This window comes from Pelagibius sp. Alg239-R121 (genome assembly GCF_947331435.1).
In the GTDB taxonomy this organism is placed as follows: Bacteria; Pseudomonadota; Alphaproteobacteria; order Kiloniellales; family Kiloniellaceae; genus Denitrobaculum.
Genome location: NZ_CAMZOF010000007.1, coordinates 436,789 through 456,269 on the forward strand (window position 1 = coordinate 436,789; position 19,481 = coordinate 456,269).

The following is a 19,481-nucleotide window of genomic DNA, read 5'->3' on the forward strand; positions in this document are numbered from 1 at the left end:
AACTTGGTTGAATAGGTTGATTTTATGTACCTGCTGTCAGGCGACGTCTACGGCAAGGCCGTTGCTTTTCAAAAGCTTTATGTGTTCCCGGGCCGCAGCGTTGTCAGTGATTAGCATCTCGGCGCAGCTCAAGGGGGCAATGGCCGCCGTCGAGACCGCGTTGAGTTTTGTGTGGTCGGCCAGGAAGTAGACCCGGGTGCTCGCGGCCAGCATGGCCTGCTTGATTTCTGCTTCCTGAAGATTGGAGTTGGTGAACCCTTTTTCCGGGTGAACGCCGTTACAGCCGATAAAAGCCTTGTCAGCGTTGATGTGCGAGAGCAGTCCGCCACCTAGAGGATTCACGAGAGAATGCTGCAGCGGCCTTAGTGTTCCTCCGGTTACGATAACCGTCACACCTGGATGGGTCTCCAGAATCATGGCAATGTTCAGAGCATTGGTGATGACCACAACGTTGCGCAGATCCGGCGAGAACGCCTTGGCGAGGGCTGTCAACGTACTGCCGACATCGATAATGACGGTGTCGTTGTCTTCGATCAGCCGCACTGCCCGTTTCGCAATTCTTTCTTTTTCGTCGTGGCAGGCGAGGCTGGTGACCTCCACCGCCTGTTCGTAACGGTTCGGTGGCATCTGAACAGCACCGCCGCGATTACGTCTCAATTCGCTTCGTTCTTCCAGATAACCCAAATCAGCTCTAATGGTTACCACCGACACACTTAGGTCGTCGGCCAATTCGGTGACCCGGACGTTGCCGTCCTTTAAGAGCCGCGAACGGATATGCTCATGCCTGAGCTGGGCATCAAGTGACGGGAGCATAATCTTCGTTCTCTTTCCTTTTCTTGCGTTGCTAAGCCAAACTACAGTGATAGAAAGAAAAGATGAAGCCTTTTGGAGAGTGCCGTTATGGATGACCCGCAAATAGAAGTCATACAGTTCGGTGGGTGCCAGGTTCGCTTGGCACCGGAAGCCGGCGGCGTGATGACCGGTTTCCTCTCTCAAGAAGGTGGCAAGGTCAGGCACTGGATGCGTGAGGTTTCGCTTGACGCACTGCGGCGCGAGAGTGCCTTCGCCGCCGCCTGCTATCCTCTTGTGCCCTTTTCAAACCGGATAGCCTACGGGCGCTTTACCTATGGCGGGCAGGATGTCGTATTGCCACCGGATCCTCTGTTGCCGCCTCATGCTATTCACGGCCATGGCTGGCGGGCTGTCTGGCAGGTGAGTGAGCATTCCGCCGCAGCGATTACGTTGCGGTATCGGCATACCGCTGACAGCTGGCCTTGGAGCTATGAGGCAAGTCAGCGTTTCTCGCTTGATGAAAAGGGGCTGAAGGTCGAAATGACCCTGTCCAACCTCAGCGATATGGCTATGCCTGCTGGTTTCGGATTACACCCGCATTTTCCCTTAAATGGAGAAGTCTGCGTTCTGGCGACGGTTGCCGCTGCCCATCTGAGTGACGAGACCCTCTTGCCGGTTGGGCAGAGTTGCGTTCATGACGCGATCGGTCCTCTGCGAGAGGGAGGGAATTTGCCTGAAGACCTTGATCTGTGTTTCGGCGGATGGGACGGGTGTGCCGAAATTCTATGGCCTGAAGAGGCGTGCGGCCTGCGGATAACTGCAAGCCGCGAACTGAAGCATCTTGTGGTCTTTACGCCCCCAGGAGAAGATTTCTTCTGCGTGGAACCCGTCAGTCATTGTATCAATGCCGTGAACCTTGAGGGGAGCGATTGGGGGGAAACGGGACTTGTCCATCTCGCACCCTCTGAAACTCTTGCGGCTTCTGTGCTGTTTCAGCCATTTAAGGTCGAGCCCTAACGGTTTGTCTTTATTGCTTCTTTGTGGCAGCTATTGAGACTTGCAGCAACAGGGCCGTATCGGGGTCGAGAACGGGGATCTGTAATCCAGCGGAGGCAAGCGCGCTGCCGGACATCAGCAACTCGCCATTGAAGAGTGCATCGGGCATGTTTTTCATCCTGCGCCCTGGATCGCGCGGACGATTAATGGCGCGAACCCGATAGGTGGCACCCGACCTTAGGCCCGTGAGACGTAGTGGCGCAGTGAGGCCGTCGCGGGTCTGTTCCAGGACAGCGTAACTGACCATAGCTTCCGTGCGGTCATTGGAAATCGCGCCGAAGACTAGCACGCGGCCACCTTCCAACACCTGCCGGAGAACCTTGCCGCCATGCAGAATCGGCCGGCAGTCTTTATGCAGCGCGATATAGTTGGCCACTTTATCGAGCTCGTCTGCCGTCAACTGGGTGAGATCGGCTTCCAGGCCGAAATGACCGAAAAAGGCTGTGATGGCCCGGAAATCGAGGTCGAGTCGGCGTCCCGTAGTATGGCAATGCATGGGACCGATGTGGGCGCCCATGATTTCGGGCGGAAAGAACAGGCTGAAGCCCTGCTGAATGGACTGTCGGTCATGGGCGTCGTTGGAATCAGATGCCCAGATTCGGTGGGTCCTGCGTAGGATGCCGAAATCGGCACGTCCGCCACCCGAAGCACAGCTTTCGATTTCGACAAGCGGGTGACGGGCGCGCAGGCGGTCGATTAATGCATAGAGCGCTTTGGTCTGTTGTCCGGTGACGAAACTGCGTCCATCTGCTTGGTGGCTGAGATCCCGGTTCATGTCCCACTTGAGATAACGGATAGGATACCTCTTCAATAGTGTATCGAGGCTATCGAACAGGTAGTTCGCAGCTTCCGGTTTGGTGAGATTGAGGACATGCTGGTAACGGCCTGTCGGCTCCTGAAGAGCTTCCAGATGGAGAATCCAGTCCGGGTGTGCCCGGAAGAGATCACTGTCCGGGCTGACCATTTCAGGTTCGACCCAGAGCCCGAACTCCATACCCAAACCTTCCACCTGCGCGATCAGGGGGTCCAGACCTTGCGGGTACTTTTGTTCGTCGAGAACCCAGTCGCCAAGTGCCGTGCGTTCGCTATTGCGATCCTTGAACCAGCCGTCGTCGAGCACGAAGCGTTCCACACCGACCTGTGCTGCCAGGTCTGCAAGGCGGGCAAGTTTTTCGGGCGCGTGGTCGAAGTAGACGGCTTCCCAGGTGTTGAGGGTCACCGGTCTTGGGCTGCGCGTTTGCTCGGGCAGAACCTCGGACCGCAGAAAACTGTGAAAATTGTGGGAAAGACCTCCCAGGCCTTCCTCGCTGAAGCTGAAACAGACTTCGGGTGAACTGTAGGTCTCGCCTGGGGCCAATATGACTTCACCGGGAAGCAAGAGCTCGCCCATCTGCAGCTGACGCGTGCCGTCCGGCAAGCGTTCATGCAGGACGCGGTGATTGCCGCTCCAGGCTAGGTGGGCACCCAACACCGCACCACAGACCTCGTCGAAACCTTCGGTACCCAGGATCATGGCCGGAAAGCTGTCGTGAGAGGTCCGGCCGCGCCGGTTCTCGCGCATTAGCGTACCCATAGGTACCTTGCGCCGCGCGGTCTGAAACTCTCCGCACCAGCGGCCGTTGAAGCTAAGAATTTCCTGGTAGCTGGCGGGAACGGGCAGGGTCGCAGCAGCGCACCACTGCAGATCGTAATCCGTCGCGCCGATGTTGGAGAGGCGTGTAGTCATTGTCAGTACGTTGCTGTCGCCCGTCAGCGAAATGACGATGTCGAGTGACAAGCCGGCCTTCGCATCCTTCGCCTCGATCTTCCAGCTGTTGCCGGTCTCGATGAGGTCTACCTCATGGAAGCCGGGCAGTGCGTCGCGGCCTTTTCTGTGACCGATCAACGCTGGTTGGCCGGGAAACCCGTTGGCGAGCGACGGGCTCAGCGTCAGCGGTACCGCGTCATCCAGTCCGCCCTGTAACGCGGGCCGGTTCAGTGCGCGCGCCAGATTCTCCGGCTGCTCGTTTTCGGCCAGACTGGCGCCCCAGTAGAGAATACGCGGCAATCCGCTCGGCGGTTCTTGCCCCGGAACCTCGAGCAAGACCGTGCTGCAGCTGGAGTCCAGCCGTCGATAGCTACTCGTCATTTATCGATTTTACCCTTTGGTCGCCCCGAGCGTAAGGCCCGCAATGAAGTGGCGCTGCATAAGGAAAAACAGGGCAACCGGGGGCAGGGCCGCAATGATGGAGCCGGCGGATATCAGTTGCCAGGATGCGAGCCACTGGCCTTTGAGTGCGTTAAGGCCGGCGGTAATCGGCCGGACTTCGTCACTCTGAACCAGAACCAGGGACCAGAAGTAGTCGTTCCACACGAAGGTGAAGATCAAGACCGAGAGTGCCGCAAGGGCAGGGCGGACCAGGGGCACGATGATGTGCCGGAAGATCTTCCATTCGCTGACACCCTCGACCCGCGCCGCCTCGATCAGTTCGTTGGGCAGGGCGGCGATGAAGTTCCGCATGAAGAGCGTGCAGAAACCGGTCTGGAACGCGGTGTGAAATACAATCAAGGCCCAGGGCGTATCGTAGAAACCGAGATCTATGGTCAAGGTGCGAACCGGAATCATCAAGATCTGGAAGGGAATGAAGTTTCCGCCGACAAAAATCGCGAACAGCAGGATCCGGAAACGGATGTTGTACTTTGCCAGTGCAAACCCTGCCATGGTCGCGAAGGCGACCGATACGATCACCGTCGGCAGCGTGATGATCACAGAGTTCAACATGTAGGTCGCCATCGGCGTTACCCGGAAGATCTCGGCATAATTTTCGATCAGCATCCACTTTTCGGGCAAGCCCCAGTAGTTGCCTTTGTTGAGGTCGTCAATCGAACGTGCCGAGGTCATCATCACGGCAACCAGCGGCAACAGCCAGGCAATAAGCGCGATTGGCAACAGTGTCTTGTAAGCGATCTGCCTGGAGCGGGGGGCTTTTTCAATTGGTCTTGGAAACATAGCTTCAGCTCCGCTCAGCGCGAATCATGCGCCACAGGAAGAAGGCGATATAGATGTCCATGATCAGAAACAGGACGGTCGCAATCGCGGCACCGTAACCCATGCGGTAATTGAACATGGACTGCTCGTACATGAAGTAGGCCAGCACGCTGGAACTGCCGTAAGGACCGCCGTCGGTCATGATGGCGACCAGATCGAAACTGCGCAGAGCCCCGATGACGGTGACGACGATGGCAATGAAAGTGGCCGGCATCAGCTGTGGCAGGATGACGTGCCAGAGCATACGAAGACCTTTCGCACCGTCGAGGCGCGCAGCCTCGATCTGGTCCGGGCTCAGGGAGTTAAGCCCGGTGAGATAAAGGATCATGCAGTAGGCGACTTGCGGCCAGAGGCCGGCGGCAATAATGCCGTAAGTCACAAGGTCTTCATCGGAAAGGATCGCGATCGGTTCGATACCGATGCTGCCCAGTAGAAGTGTCAGCAAGCCGTTGTGGGGATCGTAGAACCACGCGAAGATCAGGCCTACCACGACCTGGGAGATGACGAAGGGGAAAAAGAACAGCGACTTGACCAGCCGGATTCCCGGAACGTTCTGGTTCAGGAAGAGAGCAATGGCCAGGCCGATCGGTGGCGCCAGCATGTAGAGCACCAGCCAGTAGACGTTGTTCTCAAGCGAGATCCAGAACTGCTCGTCTTCGAACAGCTCCTCGTAGTTGGCTAATCCAATGAAGGTTTTTTCGCCGAGACCATCCCATTCATGAAAGCTGATCCAAACGCTTTGCGCGATCGGATTCAGAACATAGAGGGCGAACACCAGAAAGGCCGGTGCGAGAAACAGCCACGGCGCGATCTTGACTTGGTTCTTGCGCCAGTATTGCGACATGAACCTTTCCCCTTTTGTGATGCCCTGACGGTCGACTTTCTTTTAATTTCGATAGAGAGCCGATTTGCCGTGCATTCCAGGTGAAATTTTAGAGAGGGTCTTTCATTCACCTGGTTCGATTGCAACAAACGGCCTTTAAAACCGATAGCGTTGAGTATTTCGCCAGAGCTCTGATCTTGTCAAACGGAAAGAAAGGAATCGAAAAAAAAAGAAAGAGGTTGCTTGACGAAGGCAAAAGCTCTGATCAGACTGTCTGGAGACTGCGGCGGGCTCGACTGAGCGCGCCATGCAGCCAATAATAAGAATACGACAAGACCCTGTTGGTCCCTAGGGAGGGTTGGACGAATGGCCGACGTACGACTGAAATCTGTCGTCAAGCGCTTTGGCGATGTGGAGATTATCCACGGTGTCGATCTGGAATTGAAGCATCGGGAGTTCGTCGTCTTTGTCGGACCGTCGGGCTGCGGCAAATCGACTCTCCTGCGCCTGGTTGCCGGGCTGGAAGATATTACCGAAGGCCAGATTTTCATCGACGACAACGACGTCACCAATGTCGAGGCTGTGGACCGCGGCATCGCAATGGTGTTTCAGTCCTACGCGCTTTATCCCCATATGACAGTGGCCGAGAACATGGGCTTCGGTCTGCGCATGTCGAACCGACCGAAAGCTGAAATCGACGAGAAGGTAGGCGAGGCGTCGCGCATTCTTCAGCTGGATCCGCTGTTGGAGCGGCGGCCAAAGGCTTTGTCAGGGGGACAGCGTCAGCGTGTGGCCATCGGCCGGGCGATTGTGCGCAATCCAAAAGTCTTTTTGTTTGATGAACCGCTTTCAAACTTGGATGCCGAACTGCGGGTTCAGATGCGTGTCGAGATCGCAAAACTTCATCAGCAGCTGGACGCCACCATGATCTACGTGACCCATGATCAGGTCGAGGCGATGACCATGGCGGACAAGATTGTCGTGCTGCGCGGTGGGTATGTCGAGCAGGTCGGGGCGCCGCTGGAGCTCTATCATCACCCCTGCAACGAGTTCGTGGCCGGTTTTATCGGGTCGCCGAAAATGAACTTCGTTGCGAGTGAAATCGTTGCCAAGAATGAAGCCGCCGTAACCGTTGCACTTCCAGGTGGCGACAAGGCGGATTTGCCGGTTGCGATGAATGGCGCTGAAATCGGGCAGAAGGTCAAACTGGGAATTCGCCCAGAACACTTTTCCGAACAGGCCGATGGCAATCCGCGCATGGAGTTCAACGTTGAAGTAGCCGAGCATCTTGGCGGCACGTCCTTTCTCTACGGACGTGCAGGTGGCGGAGAGCCGATGGTTGTCGAGGCTTCCGGCTCAAACCGTGCAAAACCCGGCGAAGCTCTCTCTTTGGCGCTGCCGCCCAGCTACTGCCACCTCTTTGACGATGAAGGTAAGGCCTTCAAACGCCTTCAATGGGCTGAATAGAGTGAGCCGTTCTTTGGCAGTGAACCGCTGAAATCGGAAACCCGATGGCTTTATTCCGCTCTTCTTTCCGCTGTGCGGGAAGCGTAGCCATCTCGCGCCTTCAGGTATAAAGTCTCTCCATAAATCATAAAGCGCGGCGTCTTTTACAGGTTTTAACCTTGCGGACGATGCGTTCCTCCGGCGGCCTTCGCCGGAACACAGGCAGTGGAGAGTGTGACATGAAGCGGATATTCCTGTTCTTGGCAGCCAGTTTAGCTGGGTTGATCCCGCTCCAGCTTCAGGCAGCGGGCGATCACCTCAATATGGGCATGGTGTTGGAGCCGCCTCATCTCGATCCTACCGCGGGGGCGGCGGCGGCAATTGATGAAGTGGTCTATGCCAATGTCTTTGAAGGCTTGACCCGTATCGACCGCAACGGCGAAGTTAAGCCCGGTTTGGCTTCGAGCTGGGAAGTCTCTGACGATGGCAAGATCTATCGCTTTACGCTGCGTGAAGGCGTGACGTTCCACGATGGCACGTCGATGGATTCGTCGGATGTGATCTTCTCGATCCAGCGCGCCATCGCCGAAGACAGTGTGAACGCGCAGAAGGCTTTATTCGAGCCCATTGAATCCGTCGCAGCTGAGGGCGCTGGGACGGTCATTGTCACGCTGAAACGCCCGACCGGGCATTTCCTGTTCAACCTTGGCTGGGGCGATGCAATCGTGGTTGACGAGGAATCTGCGGCCGGAAACAAAGTCAATCCGACCGGTACCGGACCTTTTGCCTTCAAGCGTTGGGTCAAAGGCGATCGGGTCGAACTGCAGCGCAATGACGCCTATTGGGGTGAACCGGCGCAGCTGGCGACAGCGACTTTCCGGTTCATTCCGGATCCTGCCGCTGCTGTTTCAGCGATGATGGCCGGAGATGTCGATGCCTTCGCGAACTTTCCCGCGCCCGAGAGCATGGTGCAGTTCGAAGCCGACCCGCGTTTTACGGTCTTCATCGGCAGCACAGAGGGTGAAACCATTCTCTCGACCAATAACGGACGGCCGCCGTTTGACGATATTCGGGTCCGCCAGGCGATCGCTCATGCGATCGACCGCAAGGCTATCATCGACGGTGCCATGTTCGGCTACGGCACGCCGATCGGCAGCCACTTTGCGCCACATCACCCGGCCTATGTTGATCTGACGAACCGCTATCCGCTCGATTTGGAGAAAGCCAAAGCACTGTTGGCCGAAGCCGGTCACGCGGGTGGTTTCAAGGCGACGCTGAAACTGCCGCCTCCGAGCTATGCGCGGCGCGGTGGTGAGATCATCGCATCTCAACTGCAAGAGATCGGGATCGAACTGGAGATTATCCCCGTAGAGTGGGCGCAGTGGCTGGAGCAGGCGTTTCGAGGCAAGGATTTCGATCTTACGATCGTCTCCCACACGGAGCCGATGGATATCGGCATATACGCCCGCGACAGCTATTACTTCGACTACCACAGTGGAGCCTTCAACGGACTGATGGACAAGCTGGCTGCCGAAGTCGACGAAAAGGCGCGCTACGCGGTGATGGCCGACGCGCAGAAAAGGCTCGCTGAGGATGCGGTGAACGGATTCCTGTTTCAGCTTGCGAAGCACGGTGTCTGGAATGCGAAGGTAAAAGGCTTGTGGGAAAACAGCCCTGTTCAAGCCAACGATCTGACTGCGGTTTCATGGGAAAAATGATCCGCTCTGACAATGCGCTCATGTCGGATCTCGCGGTGTTTAGTAACGGGTTTTGCTGACGGCTCATGACGCTGTTTCTCGTCAAACGCCTGATCATGCTGGCGGCGACGTTACTGGTCGCCGCCGTCGTGGTCTTCTTTGTTCTGGAAATCCTGCCGGGCGACCCGGCTCTGGTCATGCTCGGAGTCTCAGCGCAAGCTGATACCCTGGCGGCGTTGCGTGCAGAGATGGGGCTCGACCTGCCGGCGTGGCAGCGTTTTACAAACTGGATCGGCGGCGTGGTTACCGGTGAGCTTGGTCGCAGCTATACCTATGACGTGCCGGTTTCCGAATTGATTGGCGAGCGGGTGGTGGTCAGCCTGCCACTCGCTGTGATGGCTCTGACACTATCAACCGTAATAGCGATTCCTCTTGGGGTGATTGCGGCCTCCCGCCATAATCGTACGACCGACATTGCCTTGACGGGAGCGGCGCAGATCGGCATCGCCATTTCGAATTTCTGGTTTGCGATCCTTTTGATACTCCTGTTTTCAGTCACACTGCGCTGGGTCCCTGCTGGTGGCTTTGCCGGTTGGGATGCCGGCTTCTGGCCGGCCATTCAGTCGCTGCTGCTGCCTGCTATCGCCTTGGCTCTGCCGCAAGCGGCGATCCTGACGCGCGTGACTCGCTCGTCGGTGCTGGAGGTGCTCCAAGAAGACTTCGTCAGGACCGCGCGCGCCAAGGGTTTGTCAAGGCGCGCCGCGCTCTGGCGGCATGCGGTGCGTAATGCCCTGATCCCGGTGATTACGATCCTGGGCCTACAGTTCTCTTTTCTGCTGGCTGGAACGATCATCATAGAGAACGTCTTCTACCTCCCTGGTCTCGGCCGTTTGCTGTTTCAAGCCATCGCGCAGCGCGATCTGATCGTGGTCAAGGATCTGGTGGTTCTGCTGGCAGGAACTGTGGTCGTGGTCAATTTCGTTGTCGATCTGGGTTATGCGGTGCTGGATCCACGCTTGCGCAGCGGGGGTGGGCATGTCTGAAGGTTGGGCTGAAGTCTGGCGAATGGGACTGCGCAGCCGGGGTTTCGTGATTGGCGGTGTCGTTACCCTGATCTTTATCCTGATCGCGGTTTCTGCACTGATCTGGACACCTTACCCGGTGGCCGAGATTGTTGTGAGCCGGCGCTTTCAGGGGATATCCGCGGCGCATTGGCTGGGAACGGATCAATTTGGCCGAGACCTTGTGTCGTTGTTGATGGCGGGCGCAGTCAACTCGGTTGCCGTGGCCATTGTCGCGGTCGGCCTCGGTATGGGGATAGGTGTGCCGCTAGGGGCATTGGCTGCCGCACGCCAGGGATGGCTCGATGAGATCGTGATGCGTGCCAATGATTTTGCTTTTGCTTTCCCGGCACTCCTGTCGGCGGTGATGATCACGGCATTGGCGGGGCCGGGCGCAGTCAACTCGATCATCGCTATCGGTATTTTTAATATTCCCGTGTTCGCCCGCCTGACCCGCGGCGCTGCGCTGGTGGTCTGGAAGCGCGAGTTCATTCTTGCAGCGCGAGTTTCTGGGAAGGGGCCGCTTCGCATATCCGTCGAACATGTTTTGCCGAACATTGCTTCAGTGCTGATTGTTCAGGCAACAATTCAGTTCGCGCTCGCGATCCTTGCCGAAGCCGGATTGAGTTATCTTGGGCTCGGCACCCAGCCCCCTCAGCCAAGCTGGGGCAAGATGCTGAATGAAGCGCAGACACTGATGTTTCTGGCACCTCAGCTGGCGATCTTTCCCGGCATGGCAATTGCGCTGACGGTGCTGGGCCTGAACCTCTTCGGCGATGGTCTGCGCGACGTGCTCGATCCCCGTTTGCGGCGCGAGAGGTAGTCATGACGCTGCTCGCGATTGAAAACCTCTGCGTGGAATTGGACGGGCCGGACGGAACTTTGCGCTTGCTCGACGACGTTAACTTGTTCCTTTCGAAGGGGCGGTGTCTCGGTCTTGTTGGCGAGTCGGGCTGCGGGAAATCCATGACGGCGCTGGCGATCATGGGACTCCTGCCGCGTGGTATGCGGGCAAGCGGGCGCATTCTTCTGGAGGGGGAGGATCTGCTTTCGATCGGCGAGGACCGGCTTTGCGGTTTGCGCGGACGAAAGATGGCGATGGTTTTCCAGGAGCCGATGACGGCACTGAATCCAGTCGTCCCGATCGGCCGGCAGGTGGCCGAGGGTTTGCGGTTGCACCTCGGACTGACGCGGCACGAAGCCGAGTTGCGTGCTGGAAAGATGCTGGCGAGGGTCGGTTTGCCGGTTGAACGCTTTCCGCTCGGCTTGTTTCCACATCAGCTTTCCGGTGGCCAGCGGCAGCGGGTGGTCATCGCCATGGCTTTGACTTGCGGGCCCGATCTGTTGGTCGCGGACGAACCAACTACCGCGCTTGACGTAACGGTGCAGGCTCAGATCCTGGATCTGATCGCCGAACTGGTCGAGGAGTTCGACATGGGGCTCGTTCTGATCACTCATGACCTGGGAGTTGTGGCTGAATCAACGGACACCATGTCGGTGATGTATGCAGGCAAGGTGGTCGAGGACGGTCCGACGGATGAAGTGTTCCAGCGGATGGCTCATCCCTACACCAGAGGGCTTTTCGCTGCTATGCCAAGCCATTCGTCAGACCTTGATGCCACACGCAAAAGGCTGACGACAATCCCCGGCCGGGTGCCGGACGCTTCATCACGACCATCCGGATGCCCTTTCGTCGCGCGCTGCAGCTTCGCGACGGATCAATGCAGCGATGCGCCACCACCCCTGGAGAGGCTTGCGCATCGGCATAGTGCGTCTTGTTTCAATCTCTCGCGTGTCGAGGGGCTGTGATGACAGGTGCGGATTCAAAGCCGCTGCTGCAGGTCGAAGACCTTGTGCGTGATTACCGGCTCCCACGGAAAAGCCTGTTTGGCCGGCCCGAGAGTGTTCGGGCGGTAAACGGTGTTAGCTTTAGCGTGGATCGTGGCAAGAGTTTCGGGATTGTTGGGGAATCCGGCTGCGGAAAGTCGACATTGGCGCGTACGGTTATGGGGCTGGAGACGCCTGTCTCCGGGCGTGTCCTGCTGGATGGGCAGGATCTATTTGCTTTGCCGGCGCTTGCTTTGAGGCGTTTGCGGCAAAAGTTCCAGATGGTGTTTCAAGACCCCTACGGATCGCTCGATCCGCGTTTCAAGGTGGAACGGGTCATCGCCGAACCGCTCGAAGTCCTGTTGCCGGGTTTGAACCGGCGCGAGCGAAGAGAGAGAGTTGGAGAGACCCTGGATTCGGTTGGCCTCAAGCCCGTCGATGCGGATCGCTATCCTCATGAATTTTCGGGGGGGCAGCGCCAAAGAATTGCTATTGCTCGGGCTTTGATCACCGAGCCCGAGTTGATCGTGGCTGACGAGCCGGTCTCTGCGCTCGATGTCTCTGTCCAGGCGCAGGTGCTCAATCTTATTATGGAGCTACAGGAACGCCGCGGTCTGACCTTTTTGTTTATCAGTCACGATCTTTCGGTTGTCCGGCATATCACCGACGAAGTTGCGGTCATGTACGCAGGTGAAATCGTCGAGACGGGTCCGACGCACAAAGTTTTTGCAGATCCCCAGCACAGCTATACGAGATCCCTTATCGACGCTGTGCCTCACCCGGACCCCCGGCGTAGCCGGAGGCTTCGCCGTGCCTCGCAACCAGCCGGGGGAATTGGATAAAGCCGCTAAAGAACTGAGAGCATGCTGGCGACGAGAGGATGGCGCACGATGTCTTCGTCGCGCAGGCGAACCACCGAAATGTCGTCAAGCGGATCTAGTCTGTTGGCGATTTCAGAGAGGCCGGAGATGCCAGGCAAAAGATCGCTCTGATCCGGGTCACCGGTCAAAACCATCGTCGAATGCCAACCCAGCCGGGTCAACAGCATCTTGATCTGCCCGAAGGTGCAGTTCTGTGCCTCGTCGATCACTACAAAAGCGTTGTTCAGGGTGCGGCCACGCATGTACGCGACCGGCGCGATCTCAATCGAGCCGTCACTCAGCAGTGATTTGAGTTGCTTTGCTCCCAGCCGGTCGTTCAGCGCGTCATAGAGCGGGCGCAGATAGGGAGCAAGCTTGTCCTCCAGATCGCCAGGCAGGTAGCCCAGGCTTTCACCCGCTTCCACCGCGGGCCGTGAGAGCATGATTTTACCGACAGTTCCCTTTTCCAGTGCTTCGACGGCCTTGGCGATCGCGAGATAGGTTTTTCCGGTACCGGCAGGGCCAAGTGCGAGAACCATGTTACGGCTGTCGATGGCATCGAGCAGCGCGGCCTGATTGTCGTTATAGGGACGAACCTTGCGTAGATAGCTCTTGTCTCTTCGCGGTTCGTCCAGCGGTGACCATGCGTCTTGCTCGGGATAGAGAGGACGTATGTTGCTGTCGCTGCGGGACGCTCTGCGCGAGGAACGCTTTGCCATAAAGGCCTCCGATTTCTTGAACAAAGTGGTGAGCCGTTCATCCTGATCCGTAAAAAGGGATAGTCCGGGATCGGATCACCAAGTGCTGAAACGACAAACGCCTCCGCGAAAGGAGGCGTTTTGCTTGGAAGGTTCGTCCGGACGGACCGCCGGGTGTCCGACATCTTGTCCGTCATTGGCCGCAAACCCGGACTGTTCGTCGAGGTTTGCACGGCCTGAAAAGTACCGGGACTTCCCATGTTCGCCGGACTGAGCCGATCACCCGATCGGCTGGTCCTATTCGCCAATGGCGCGGTCATAGGATGATGCGATCTCCCTTGGACTGCGGTACTTTACAAAGCGAAGGCTAGCGCGATTCGTTCCCGGACGCTTCTACTTTTTGTGTCTTTCACGAAACAATCATACAAGATAAGGGAAAGCACCCGGTCAACGGAGGCTTTCATCTTCCCAGTATCTGTCCTCAGATTGCGACAATTAAATTGATGCCGCTGATAAAAGTTCCCTCCTGCATGGGCCTTGCTTTTGATTGTTTCTGTGCATGATTGAAGATCCGCTGTTCTATTTACTCGCCGTGCCGGCGCTCCTGATCATGGGTATCTCCAAAGGTGGTTTCGGTGGCGGGCTGGGCGTGGCCGCAGTACCGCTGTTGTCACTCGCCATATCGCCCGTGCAAGCGGCTGCGGTCATGTTGCCAATTCTCTGTTTTATGGACCTTTTCGGTTTCTGGTCGTTTCGCGGCAAGTGGGACAAGGCCAACACGAAGATCATAATATGTGGCGCAGTCGTGGGCATCGCGATCGGCACGGCGAGCTTCAAATACCTCGATGAACACATGATCAAGGTATTGATCAGCGTGGTCGCGCTCGGTTTCAGCGGTAATTACTGGCTGCGGCGGCGCAGCAAGGACGATGAAGCTCTCACATCCAGTGTCCTGCGCGGCGGTTTCTGGTCGCTGATCGCAGGTTTTACGAGCTTCGCGGCGCACGCCGGTGGTGCGCCGCTGAATGTCTATCTCCTGCCGCTGAAGCTTCACAAGACAGTTTTTCAGGCGACAACGGTGATTTTCTTCATGGTGATCAATTACGTGAAGTTGATTCCCTATGCATGGCTCGGTCAGCTATCCTCTGAAAATCTGATGACATCGCTTGCCATCCTTCCGTTGGCGATTGTTGGCATCGTCAGCGGTATCTGGCTGCACAGCCGGGTGCCGGAAAAACTCTTTTACAGTCTCTGCTACGGTTTTCTGTTTCTGACCGGCTTGAAGCTGCTCTACGACGGGGTTTCAGGGATTTTGTAATGCGAACGACACGATAAAACTTACGATAAGGAACTGGCTACTTATGGCGATAAAACTTTACGATCTTGCAGGTGCCGAGGACGATCATCGTTTCAGTCCCTATTGCTGGCGGGTCAAGATGGCTCTGGCACACAAGGGCATTGCTTTTGAGACGCTTCCCTGGCGCTTTACCGAAAAGGATCGGATCGCCGCTTCCGGGCAGGGCTCTGTACCGGTGATGGAGGATAATGATCGCTCATTACACGATTCTTGGGAGATCGCAAACTACCTCGATGAAACCTATCAGGATGGTCCCGCCTTGTTCCCCAATGAGGAAGCGAAGGCAGCGACGCTGTTCTTAAAGTTCTGGACGGAGCGGGTTCTCCACCCCCTGTTAATGCGGTTGATCCTGACCGATGTTCATGATGGCCTGCATGAAAAAGACAAAGATTATTTCCGCACAAGCCGGGAAAAGATGCTCGGGACGAGCCTGGAGGCTGTTTGCGAGGATCGCGAGACACATCTCGAAACCCTGGGTAAAGGCCTTGCTCCTTTGCGTGCGACGCTGGATGCGCAACCTTTTCTTGGTGGAAGCTCCCCAAGTTTCGCAGACTACATCGTTTTTGGAGCGTTCCAGTGGGCACGCTGCTCTTCGGCAACCGAGGTTCTGGTGAAAGATGATTCAGTAAAAGCCTGGCGGCAACGCCTGTTGGAAATGCACGACGGCATGGCCGCAAATGCCAAACGGCCTGCTGCATGATTGGTCGCCGGTAGGACTGAGAACCGCGCGGTGATTGAACGCCTGTACCATTGAGTTGGCGACTCTGGTAGACTGAAAGGGCAGGAGGCCTGGGCCGCGCGGTCTGGAAAATGCGTTCCTGAGCAACCGTAATTGGTTCGGGAAGGGCTGCGAAACGGAACGCATACGCCACGATTGATGTTGGGAGGTTCGCCAGGTCTTGGGCAGAAAGCCAAAGAGGAGACTGAGCGATGCGACCTTATTGTAGAGAGGCCTGTCCCTCGGGGCCGAAGGCCTTGCGCCCCAACTGGCTCGATTTTGGGGGCGGCTCGTTCTCTCGCTTTAATGTAACACCTGCAGAGAAAATCGGTGCTTGGGCTTTTTGCCGAAGCTTCGCGCTGACCCTTTTGCTTACTTTTCTCATGGCTTTGCCCTCTATCGAGGCCATTGCACAACAGCGGATGGAAAAGGTGTTGTCGTCGGTGGTGCGTCTGCGTGCCGAAGTACCGCGCGATGCACGTACCGCGGCGTCGCTGGGACAGGTCCGCGAGGGTAATGCCGTCGTTATTGACGATCATGGTCTCGTGTTGACCATCGGATACCTGATCCTAGAAGCACAATCGGTCTCGCTGTTTGCTGTGGATGGTGAGGAGATTGCGGCGAAAATCCTGGCCTACGACCACGAGAGCGGATTTGGACTGCTGCGGGCATCCGGCCCGCTCGGCGGCGGATATGTTGCATTGGGCGATTCCGCTGCATTGGCTGAGCATGATCGCGTTCTGGTCATCGGTCACGGCGGCATCTCTAGCACGCTTGCCGCAGTTATCGCATCTCGTCGGGAGTTTGCTGGTTATTGGGAGTATCTGCTCGACAATGCGATTTACACGGTTCCGCCTCATCCGAATTGGGGAGGTGCCGCGTTGGTCAACCCCTCCGGAGAACTGGTTGGGATTGGATCGCTGATCGTCAACGACGCTGCGGACGCAAATGGCGCACTTCCCGGCAATATGTTCGTTCCAATCAACCTCTTGAAGCCGATTTTCGCAGACCTCTTGGATTCCGGCCGGTCATCGGCCCCACGTAAACCCTGGCTGGGTATGTTCACGGCCGAAACTTATGGTCGGGTTATTGTAACCAGCGTGACGCCTGAGGGGCCGTCGGCTCAGGCTGGGGTCGTGCCTGGAGATGTTTTGCTGGAGGTGAACGGAGAGGAGGTGCCGAGCATGGCTAAACTCTTCCGGACGGTTTGGAGCCAAGGGAATCCGGGAGCCACCATTTCTTTGAAAATCCTCCGCGGCACCAAGGTGGTTGGCGTGGAGATTACCTCGGGTGACCGTTACCAGTACCTCCGGTTGGAACAAAGATCACAGTAAGTCATCACGAAGTACTCTGGTCGTCCTGCGGATGCCGGTCGACGGTAAAGGTTGGTATAGCGTGGGGCCTTGGTGGTCCGCTGGTGTGTGTGAAGTCACGGTTGCAGTAGGTGTCGTCTTCGACCCAGGCTTGGCATAACGTTGCACTGCAACCTGCGTAGAGGCGCCCAATGCGCATTAAGCAATCCTGTTAATCATTCGTGTACTGTCGAAATTTATTACAGATGTTGCCAGTAACCACCATTATCCGTCGAAATACCTTACAGCCGTCCGGTTTCGGTATTCCGTGAACTCTGCAAGTTATTGATATAGTTTAAATAACAGAGTTGGCGCGAATGTTGCTTTTCATTCTCTATGACGCTCTTGTTCATGGAGGTTACAATGGCTGCCGAGAAAAACCATGAGTTTGTCATCCGTTGCGACGGCGAACCCAGCAAGCTAATCATGCTGCCACCATCTGTCCTTGCGAAATTCACTCAACGTCTCCGGCAACGCTACCCTGATCACGATTGGGCGGTTGCAGATCGGTTCCTGCCGCAAGGCGCCGATTGAGAGTAGCGAACGCGCTTGAGGGGGTGATAGCAAGTTCATAGGGCTGGGGCTCGAATTGAAGCCCGGTCCGGTGTAGTATAGGGGCCGCAGGATCAGAATTGTCCTGTTACAGCGCTTGGCATAAAGGTTTATGCGGCTTTCATTGGTTCGGCACCAAGGTCGGACGTCTGTTGCACAACCTGCGATAAATTTGGCAACAGATTGCGCCGAGAGACGTGTCGGGCCATTATTTTGACTCTCGGAGTTCCCGTCACGGCAGCGTATGACTGGGGCCTGTAATGATACCGTAGCGACCAGATGTGGGGTATGGGCAATTGGATAACGACGTTACGGACAAGAGTGACGAGAATCCTGAAGTTGAAACATTACGTGACGAGAAGCGGCGCCTCTATGAACTGGTAGAGCGGCTTATCGCTTCCCAGGAGAGTGAACAGCAGCACCGCAAGACCCTTGAGACCGAGCTTCAGCAGATGAAGCTGTCCCTCGTGGAGCACGCGACTGCGGCAACCGGTGCCGACGGCGATGACGAAACTTCGAACCTGCGCGAAGGCCTTCAGGACGTCGTAAAAGACTTGGGCAGTGGTCTGGAAGACCGGCTATCGTCAAAGATGGACGAACTTCAAGCGCGTATGACCGCACTCGCCGGTGGAGGCAGTGACGAAAGTCCTCAAGGTCCTATAAATTCCGAAGAATTCGCGAACGCGACTTGGAAGATGATTGCGCCGTTGGGCGAAGAACTGGAGCGGGTATCCGGCATGGTTCTGGGCCTGGAAAAGCGCCTGGACCAGATTGCCGAAAGCCCTGAATCGAGTAACCTTTCTTCTGAGCTGACCGCCGATTTGACTGCTGAGCTTCAAGGCTTGGTGCAGGAGATGAAGCAGGAGAACGGAAAGGTTCTGTCGAGCACACAGGAGTTTTTGGAGGTCGAGCGTAAGGATGCGAAAGCGTTGCTCGACACCCGCCTTATCGAGGTCGGGAAGTCCATGCAGAACCTGTTGGTCCAACAGGAGGATATGCAGGGGCAGACTCTGACGCTGCTACGCGGACTCGTGGATTCCCATGTTGGCCGACTGACCGCTGAATGGGCTAGTGAGATCGCCGGGCTTAAGCGTGCCGTCGACGATCTACGTTTGGAGCAGGTATCACGTGTTGATATTGCCCCATCCAACATTGCGCCAGCCATCGTTCCGGGGGCTGATAAAGAGGCTGATTCAGCGCAAGCAATGCCCAGTAGTCAGGATAAAGCCACAGCGGAGGCAACACGGAATGTTGTCACTGGTGATTTTCCTGCGTTCCAGAGGTCGGAAAACGACCCGGATCCAATTGAAGAGACCGCTGAATCCGACGCGGCAGGATCGGACGGGGCAGAATTGGATACGTCAGATTCCGATACGCCAGAATCTCAGATAACGGGGCCGATCAGCCAGGACCTGCGGCGCGAAATGCTGGCAATGAACGCGCGACCAGAGGTTGCGGCGTTGCCGGATGAAGACCGGGAAAGCGAAGAAGCACGTGCTTCAGAAGAGACGCTATCCGCTGATGATGCGGAAAGTGCCGACGTCGAAGATGCATTGCTTACGGAGCCTGCCGACTGGCGGACGGAACCGGATTCCCTGGAAGAAATGATCGACCTGACCGGACCCGACGACGAAAAGAGTGACGATAGTCAGGGGCTTAATAGGGGGGCGCATAAGCTTTCGCGTCAGCACGGGCCAGCGGAGGGGGCGAAGGTGACGGAGTCCGACCGGCGTGAGGTGGATTTACGGGCCTATAAGGATCTGCGCTTGTCTTGCGAACCCGGTGAGATCGAGGATGCGCCCGCTGAAGCCAACAGTGGGCGGACCAAAAAGTCCTATGAGAATGCGCCGGCGGAGGCGTCTCTGACGCGTTTCGTACGGCTTATCCGGGCGCGAAAACGCACCACACCCTCTTGATCCTGCGAGAGTTCTTTCCAACCTAATCAAGCAGGCGATCGACACGGCGAAGCGTGCATGGCGAGCTGACCGCTTGCGCGGAGTGGGTCGCGTTGAAGTGCTGCGGCGGACTGTCGGCGCTCTTTCTTCTATGAATTCCGTCCAAGAGAAAGGTATCCTGTTATGAAGGCTTTGGATCGTGTTCTGCTAGCTGTACTTGCACTTGGCATTTGGGTTCTGGCTCTCGGTCAAATTTTCTCGCCGAGTCCGGTGTATTCCGAGTCGGGGTTTGATCGCCGCGAGATTCGTCAGGCGATCA

At 56.8% G+C, this 19,481-nt stretch carries 18 protein-coding genes; 12 read left to right on the top strand and 6 right to left on the bottom strand.

Annotated features, from left to right (window positions below; translation table 11 throughout):
• Positions 1–36: 36 nt before the first annotated feature.
• Positions 37–813: a DeoR/GlpR family DNA-binding transcription regulator gene (locus QMZ18_RS23860; RefSeq protein WP_282608872.1), complete on the bottom strand. Its 777-nt coding sequence runs from the start codon at positions 811–813 to the stop codon at positions 37–39.
• Positions 814–900: 87 nt separating this feature from the next.
• Here QMZ18_RS23860 and QMZ18_RS23865 point away from each other — a divergent pair, with 87 nt between their 5' ends.
• Complete coding sequence (locus tag QMZ18_RS23865) at positions 901–1,809, top strand: aldose 1-epimerase (protein WP_282608873.1); 909 nt, start codon at positions 901–903, stop codon at positions 1,807–1,809.
• A gap of 10 nt (positions 1,810–1,819) precedes the next feature.
• Here the strand turns inward: QMZ18_RS23865 and QMZ18_RS23870 are convergent, their stop codons facing one another.
• From QMZ18_RS23870 to QMZ18_RS23880, 3 genes are read right to left on the bottom strand one after another with little or no spacing between them, the layout of a single operon-like run.
• Complete coding sequence (locus tag QMZ18_RS23870; RefSeq protein WP_282608874.1) at positions 1,820–3,976, bottom strand: alpha-galactosidase; 2,157 nt, start codon at positions 3,974–3,976, stop codon at positions 1,820–1,822.
• Between the two features lie 9 nt (positions 3,977–3,985).
• Positions 3,986–4,837: a carbohydrate ABC transporter permease gene (locus QMZ18_RS23875; protein WP_282608875.1), complete on the bottom strand. Its 852-nt coding sequence runs from the start codon at positions 4,835–4,837 to the stop codon at positions 3,986–3,988.
• A 4-nt stretch (positions 4,838–4,841) separates the two neighbouring features.
• A complete protein-coding gene (locus QMZ18_RS23880; protein WP_282608876.1) occupies positions 4,842–5,720 on the bottom strand; it encodes a carbohydrate ABC transporter permease in 879 nt (292 codons plus the stop codon).
• A gap of 345 nt (positions 5,721–6,065) precedes the next feature.
• On the opposite strand from QMZ18_RS23880, the gene QMZ18_RS23885 reads away from it, so the two are divergent.
• The 6 genes from QMZ18_RS23885 (at position 6,066) to QMZ18_RS23910 (ending at position 12,572) form a co-directional block, all read left to right on the top strand.
• The gene (locus QMZ18_RS23885) at positions 6,066–7,166 is read left to right on the top strand and encodes an ABC transporter ATP-binding protein (RefSeq protein WP_282608877.1); all 1,101 of its coding nucleotides are present in this window, start codon (positions 6,066–6,068) and stop codon (positions 7,164–7,166) included.
• A gap of 218 nt (positions 7,167–7,384) precedes the next feature.
• The gene (locus QMZ18_RS23890) at positions 7,385–8,863 is read left to right on the top strand and encodes an ABC transporter substrate-binding protein (RefSeq protein ID WP_322097267.1); all 1,479 of its coding nucleotides are present in this window, start codon (positions 7,385–7,387) and stop codon (positions 8,861–8,863) included.
• 65 nt (positions 8,864–8,928) lie between these two features.
• The gene (locus QMZ18_RS23895) at positions 8,929–9,885 is read left to right on the top strand and encodes an ABC transporter permease (protein ID WP_282608878.1); all 957 of its coding nucleotides are present in this window, start codon (positions 8,929–8,931) and stop codon (positions 9,883–9,885) included.
• Positions 9,878–10,726, top strand: coding sequence for an ABC transporter permease (locus QMZ18_RS23900; RefSeq protein ID WP_282608879.1), 849 nt, complete (start codon positions 9,878–9,880; stop codon positions 10,724–10,726). The genes QMZ18_RS23895 and QMZ18_RS23900 overlap by 8 nt, the downstream gene beginning before the upstream one ends.
• Before the next feature lie 2 nt (positions 10,727–10,728).
• On the top strand, positions 10,729–11,712 hold the full coding sequence (locus tag QMZ18_RS23905; RefSeq protein WP_282608880.1) for an ABC transporter ATP-binding protein: 984 nt from the start codon (positions 10,729–10,731) through the stop codon (positions 11,710–11,712).
• Entirely contained in the window at positions 11,712–12,572 is an 861-nt protein-coding gene (locus QMZ18_RS23910; RefSeq protein WP_282608881.1) for an ABC transporter ATP-binding protein, read from the top strand. The genes QMZ18_RS23905 and QMZ18_RS23910 overlap by 1 nt, the downstream gene beginning before the upstream one ends.
• 5 nt (positions 12,573–12,577) lie before the next feature.
• Here QMZ18_RS23910 and QMZ18_RS23915 read toward each other — a convergent pair whose 3' ends face one another.
• Positions 12,578–13,309 (bottom strand): PhoH family protein, encoded by a 732-nt coding sequence (locus QMZ18_RS23915; RefSeq protein ID WP_282608882.1) that lies wholly within the window; start codon positions 13,307–13,309, stop codon positions 12,578–12,580.
• Between the two features lie 538 nt (positions 13,310–13,847).
• On the opposite strand from QMZ18_RS23915, the gene QMZ18_RS23920 reads away from it, so the two are divergent.
• The 3 genes from QMZ18_RS23920 to QMZ18_RS23930 all read left to right on the top strand — a co-directional run bounded on the left by QMZ18_RS23920 (position 13,848) and on the right by QMZ18_RS23930 (position 16,697).
• Positions 13,848–14,606 (top strand): sulfite exporter TauE/SafE family protein, encoded by a 759-nt coding sequence (locus tag QMZ18_RS23920; protein WP_282608883.1) that lies wholly within the window; start codon positions 13,848–13,850, stop codon positions 14,604–14,606.
• Between the two features lie 43 nt (positions 14,607–14,649).
• On the top strand, positions 14,650–15,345 hold the full coding sequence (locus QMZ18_RS23925; RefSeq protein WP_282608884.1) for a glutathione S-transferase family protein: 696 nt from the start codon (positions 14,650–14,652) through the stop codon (positions 15,343–15,345).
• Positions 15,346–15,575: 230 nt separating this feature from the next.
• Positions 15,576–16,697, top strand: coding sequence for a S1C family serine protease (locus tag QMZ18_RS23930; RefSeq protein ID WP_282608885.1), 1,122 nt, complete (start codon positions 15,576–15,578; stop codon positions 16,695–16,697).
• 4 nt (positions 16,698–16,701) lie between these two features.
• Here QMZ18_RS23930 and QMZ18_RS23935 read toward each other — a convergent pair whose 3' ends face one another.
• The gene (locus QMZ18_RS23935) at positions 16,702–16,875 is read right to left on the bottom strand and encodes a hypothetical protein (protein ID WP_282608886.1); all 174 of its coding nucleotides are present in this window, start codon (positions 16,873–16,875) and stop codon (positions 16,702–16,704) included.
• A 203-nt stretch (positions 16,876–17,078) separates the two neighbouring features.
• Between QMZ18_RS23935 and QMZ18_RS23940 the strand changes: the two genes are divergently transcribed.
• Both QMZ18_RS23940 and QMZ18_RS23945 read left to right on the top strand, forming a co-directional pair.
• Positions 17,079–17,249 carry a hypothetical protein gene (locus QMZ18_RS23940; protein WP_282608887.1) on the top strand — a complete coding sequence of 57 codons (171 nt, stop codon included), beginning with the start codon at positions 17,079–17,081 and terminating at the stop codon, positions 17,247–17,249.
• 314 nt (positions 17,250–17,563) lie between these two features.
• The gene (locus tag QMZ18_RS23945) at positions 17,564–19,183 is read left to right on the top strand and encodes a hypothetical protein (protein ID WP_282608888.1); all 1,620 of its coding nucleotides are present in this window, start codon (positions 17,564–17,566) and stop codon (positions 19,181–19,183) included.
• Positions 19,184–19,481 lie beyond the last annotated feature (298 nt).

Bases quoted from the DNA above. Each gene is read 5' to 3' on its own strand.
- QMZ18_RS23865 (WP_282608873.1), top strand. From the start codon at position 901: ATGGATGACCCGCAAATAGAAGTCATACAGTTCGGTGGGTGCCAGGTT.
- QMZ18_RS23925 (WP_282608884.1), top strand. From the start codon at position 14,650: ATGGCGATAAAACTTTACGATCTTGCAGGTGCCGAGGACGATCATCGT.
- QMZ18_RS23920 (WP_282608883.1), top strand. From the start codon at position 13,848: ATGATTGAAGATCCGCTGTTCTATTTACTCGCCGTGCCGGCGCTCCTG.
- QMZ18_RS23895 (WP_282608878.1), top strand. From the start codon at position 8,929: ATGACGCTGTTTCTCGTCAAACGCCTGATCATGCTGGCGGCGACGTTA.
- QMZ18_RS23935 (WP_282608886.1), bottom strand. From the start codon at position 16,875: ATGCGCATTGGGCGCCTCTACGCAGGTTGCAGTGCAACGTTATGCCAA.
- QMZ18_RS23890 (WP_322097267.1), top strand. From the start codon at position 7,385: ATGAAGCGGATATTCCTGTTCTTGGCAGCCAGTTTAGCTGGGTTGATC.
- QMZ18_RS23860 (WP_282608872.1), bottom strand. From the start codon at position 813: ATGCTCCCGTCACTTGATGCCCAGCTCAGGCATGAGCATATCCGTTCG.
- QMZ18_RS23905 (WP_282608880.1), top strand. From the start codon at position 10,729: ATGACGCTGCTCGCGATTGAAAACCTCTGCGTGGAATTGGACGGGCCG.
- QMZ18_RS23885 (WP_282608877.1), top strand. From the start codon at position 6,066: ATGGCCGACGTACGACTGAAATCTGTCGTCAAGCGCTTTGGCGATGTG.
- QMZ18_RS23940 (WP_282608887.1), top strand. From the start codon at position 17,079: ATGGCTGCCGAGAAAAACCATGAGTTTGTCATCCGTTGCGACGGCGAA.
- QMZ18_RS23930 (WP_282608885.1), top strand. From the start codon at position 15,576: ATGCGACCTTATTGTAGAGAGGCCTGTCCCTCGGGGCCGAAGGCCTTG.
- QMZ18_RS23915 (WP_282608882.1), bottom strand. From the start codon at position 13,309: ATGGCAAAGCGTTCCTCGCGCAGAGCGTCCCGCAGCGACAGCAACATA.
- QMZ18_RS23870 (WP_282608874.1), bottom strand. From the start codon at position 3,976: ATGACGAGTAGCTATCGACGGCTGGACTCCAGCTGCAGCACGGTCTTG.
- QMZ18_RS23875 (WP_282608875.1), bottom strand. From the start codon at position 4,837: ATGTTTCCAAGACCAATTGAAAAAGCCCCCCGCTCCAGGCAGATCGCT.
- QMZ18_RS23910 (WP_282608881.1), top strand. From the start codon at position 11,712: ATGACAGGTGCGGATTCAAAGCCGCTGCTGCAGGTCGAAGACCTTGTG.
- QMZ18_RS23880 (WP_282608876.1), bottom strand. From the start codon at position 5,720: ATGTCGCAATACTGGCGCAAGAACCAAGTCAAGATCGCGCCGTGGCTG.
- QMZ18_RS23900 (WP_282608879.1), top strand. From the start codon at position 9,878: ATGTCTGAAGGTTGGGCTGAAGTCTGGCGAATGGGACTGCGCAGCCGG.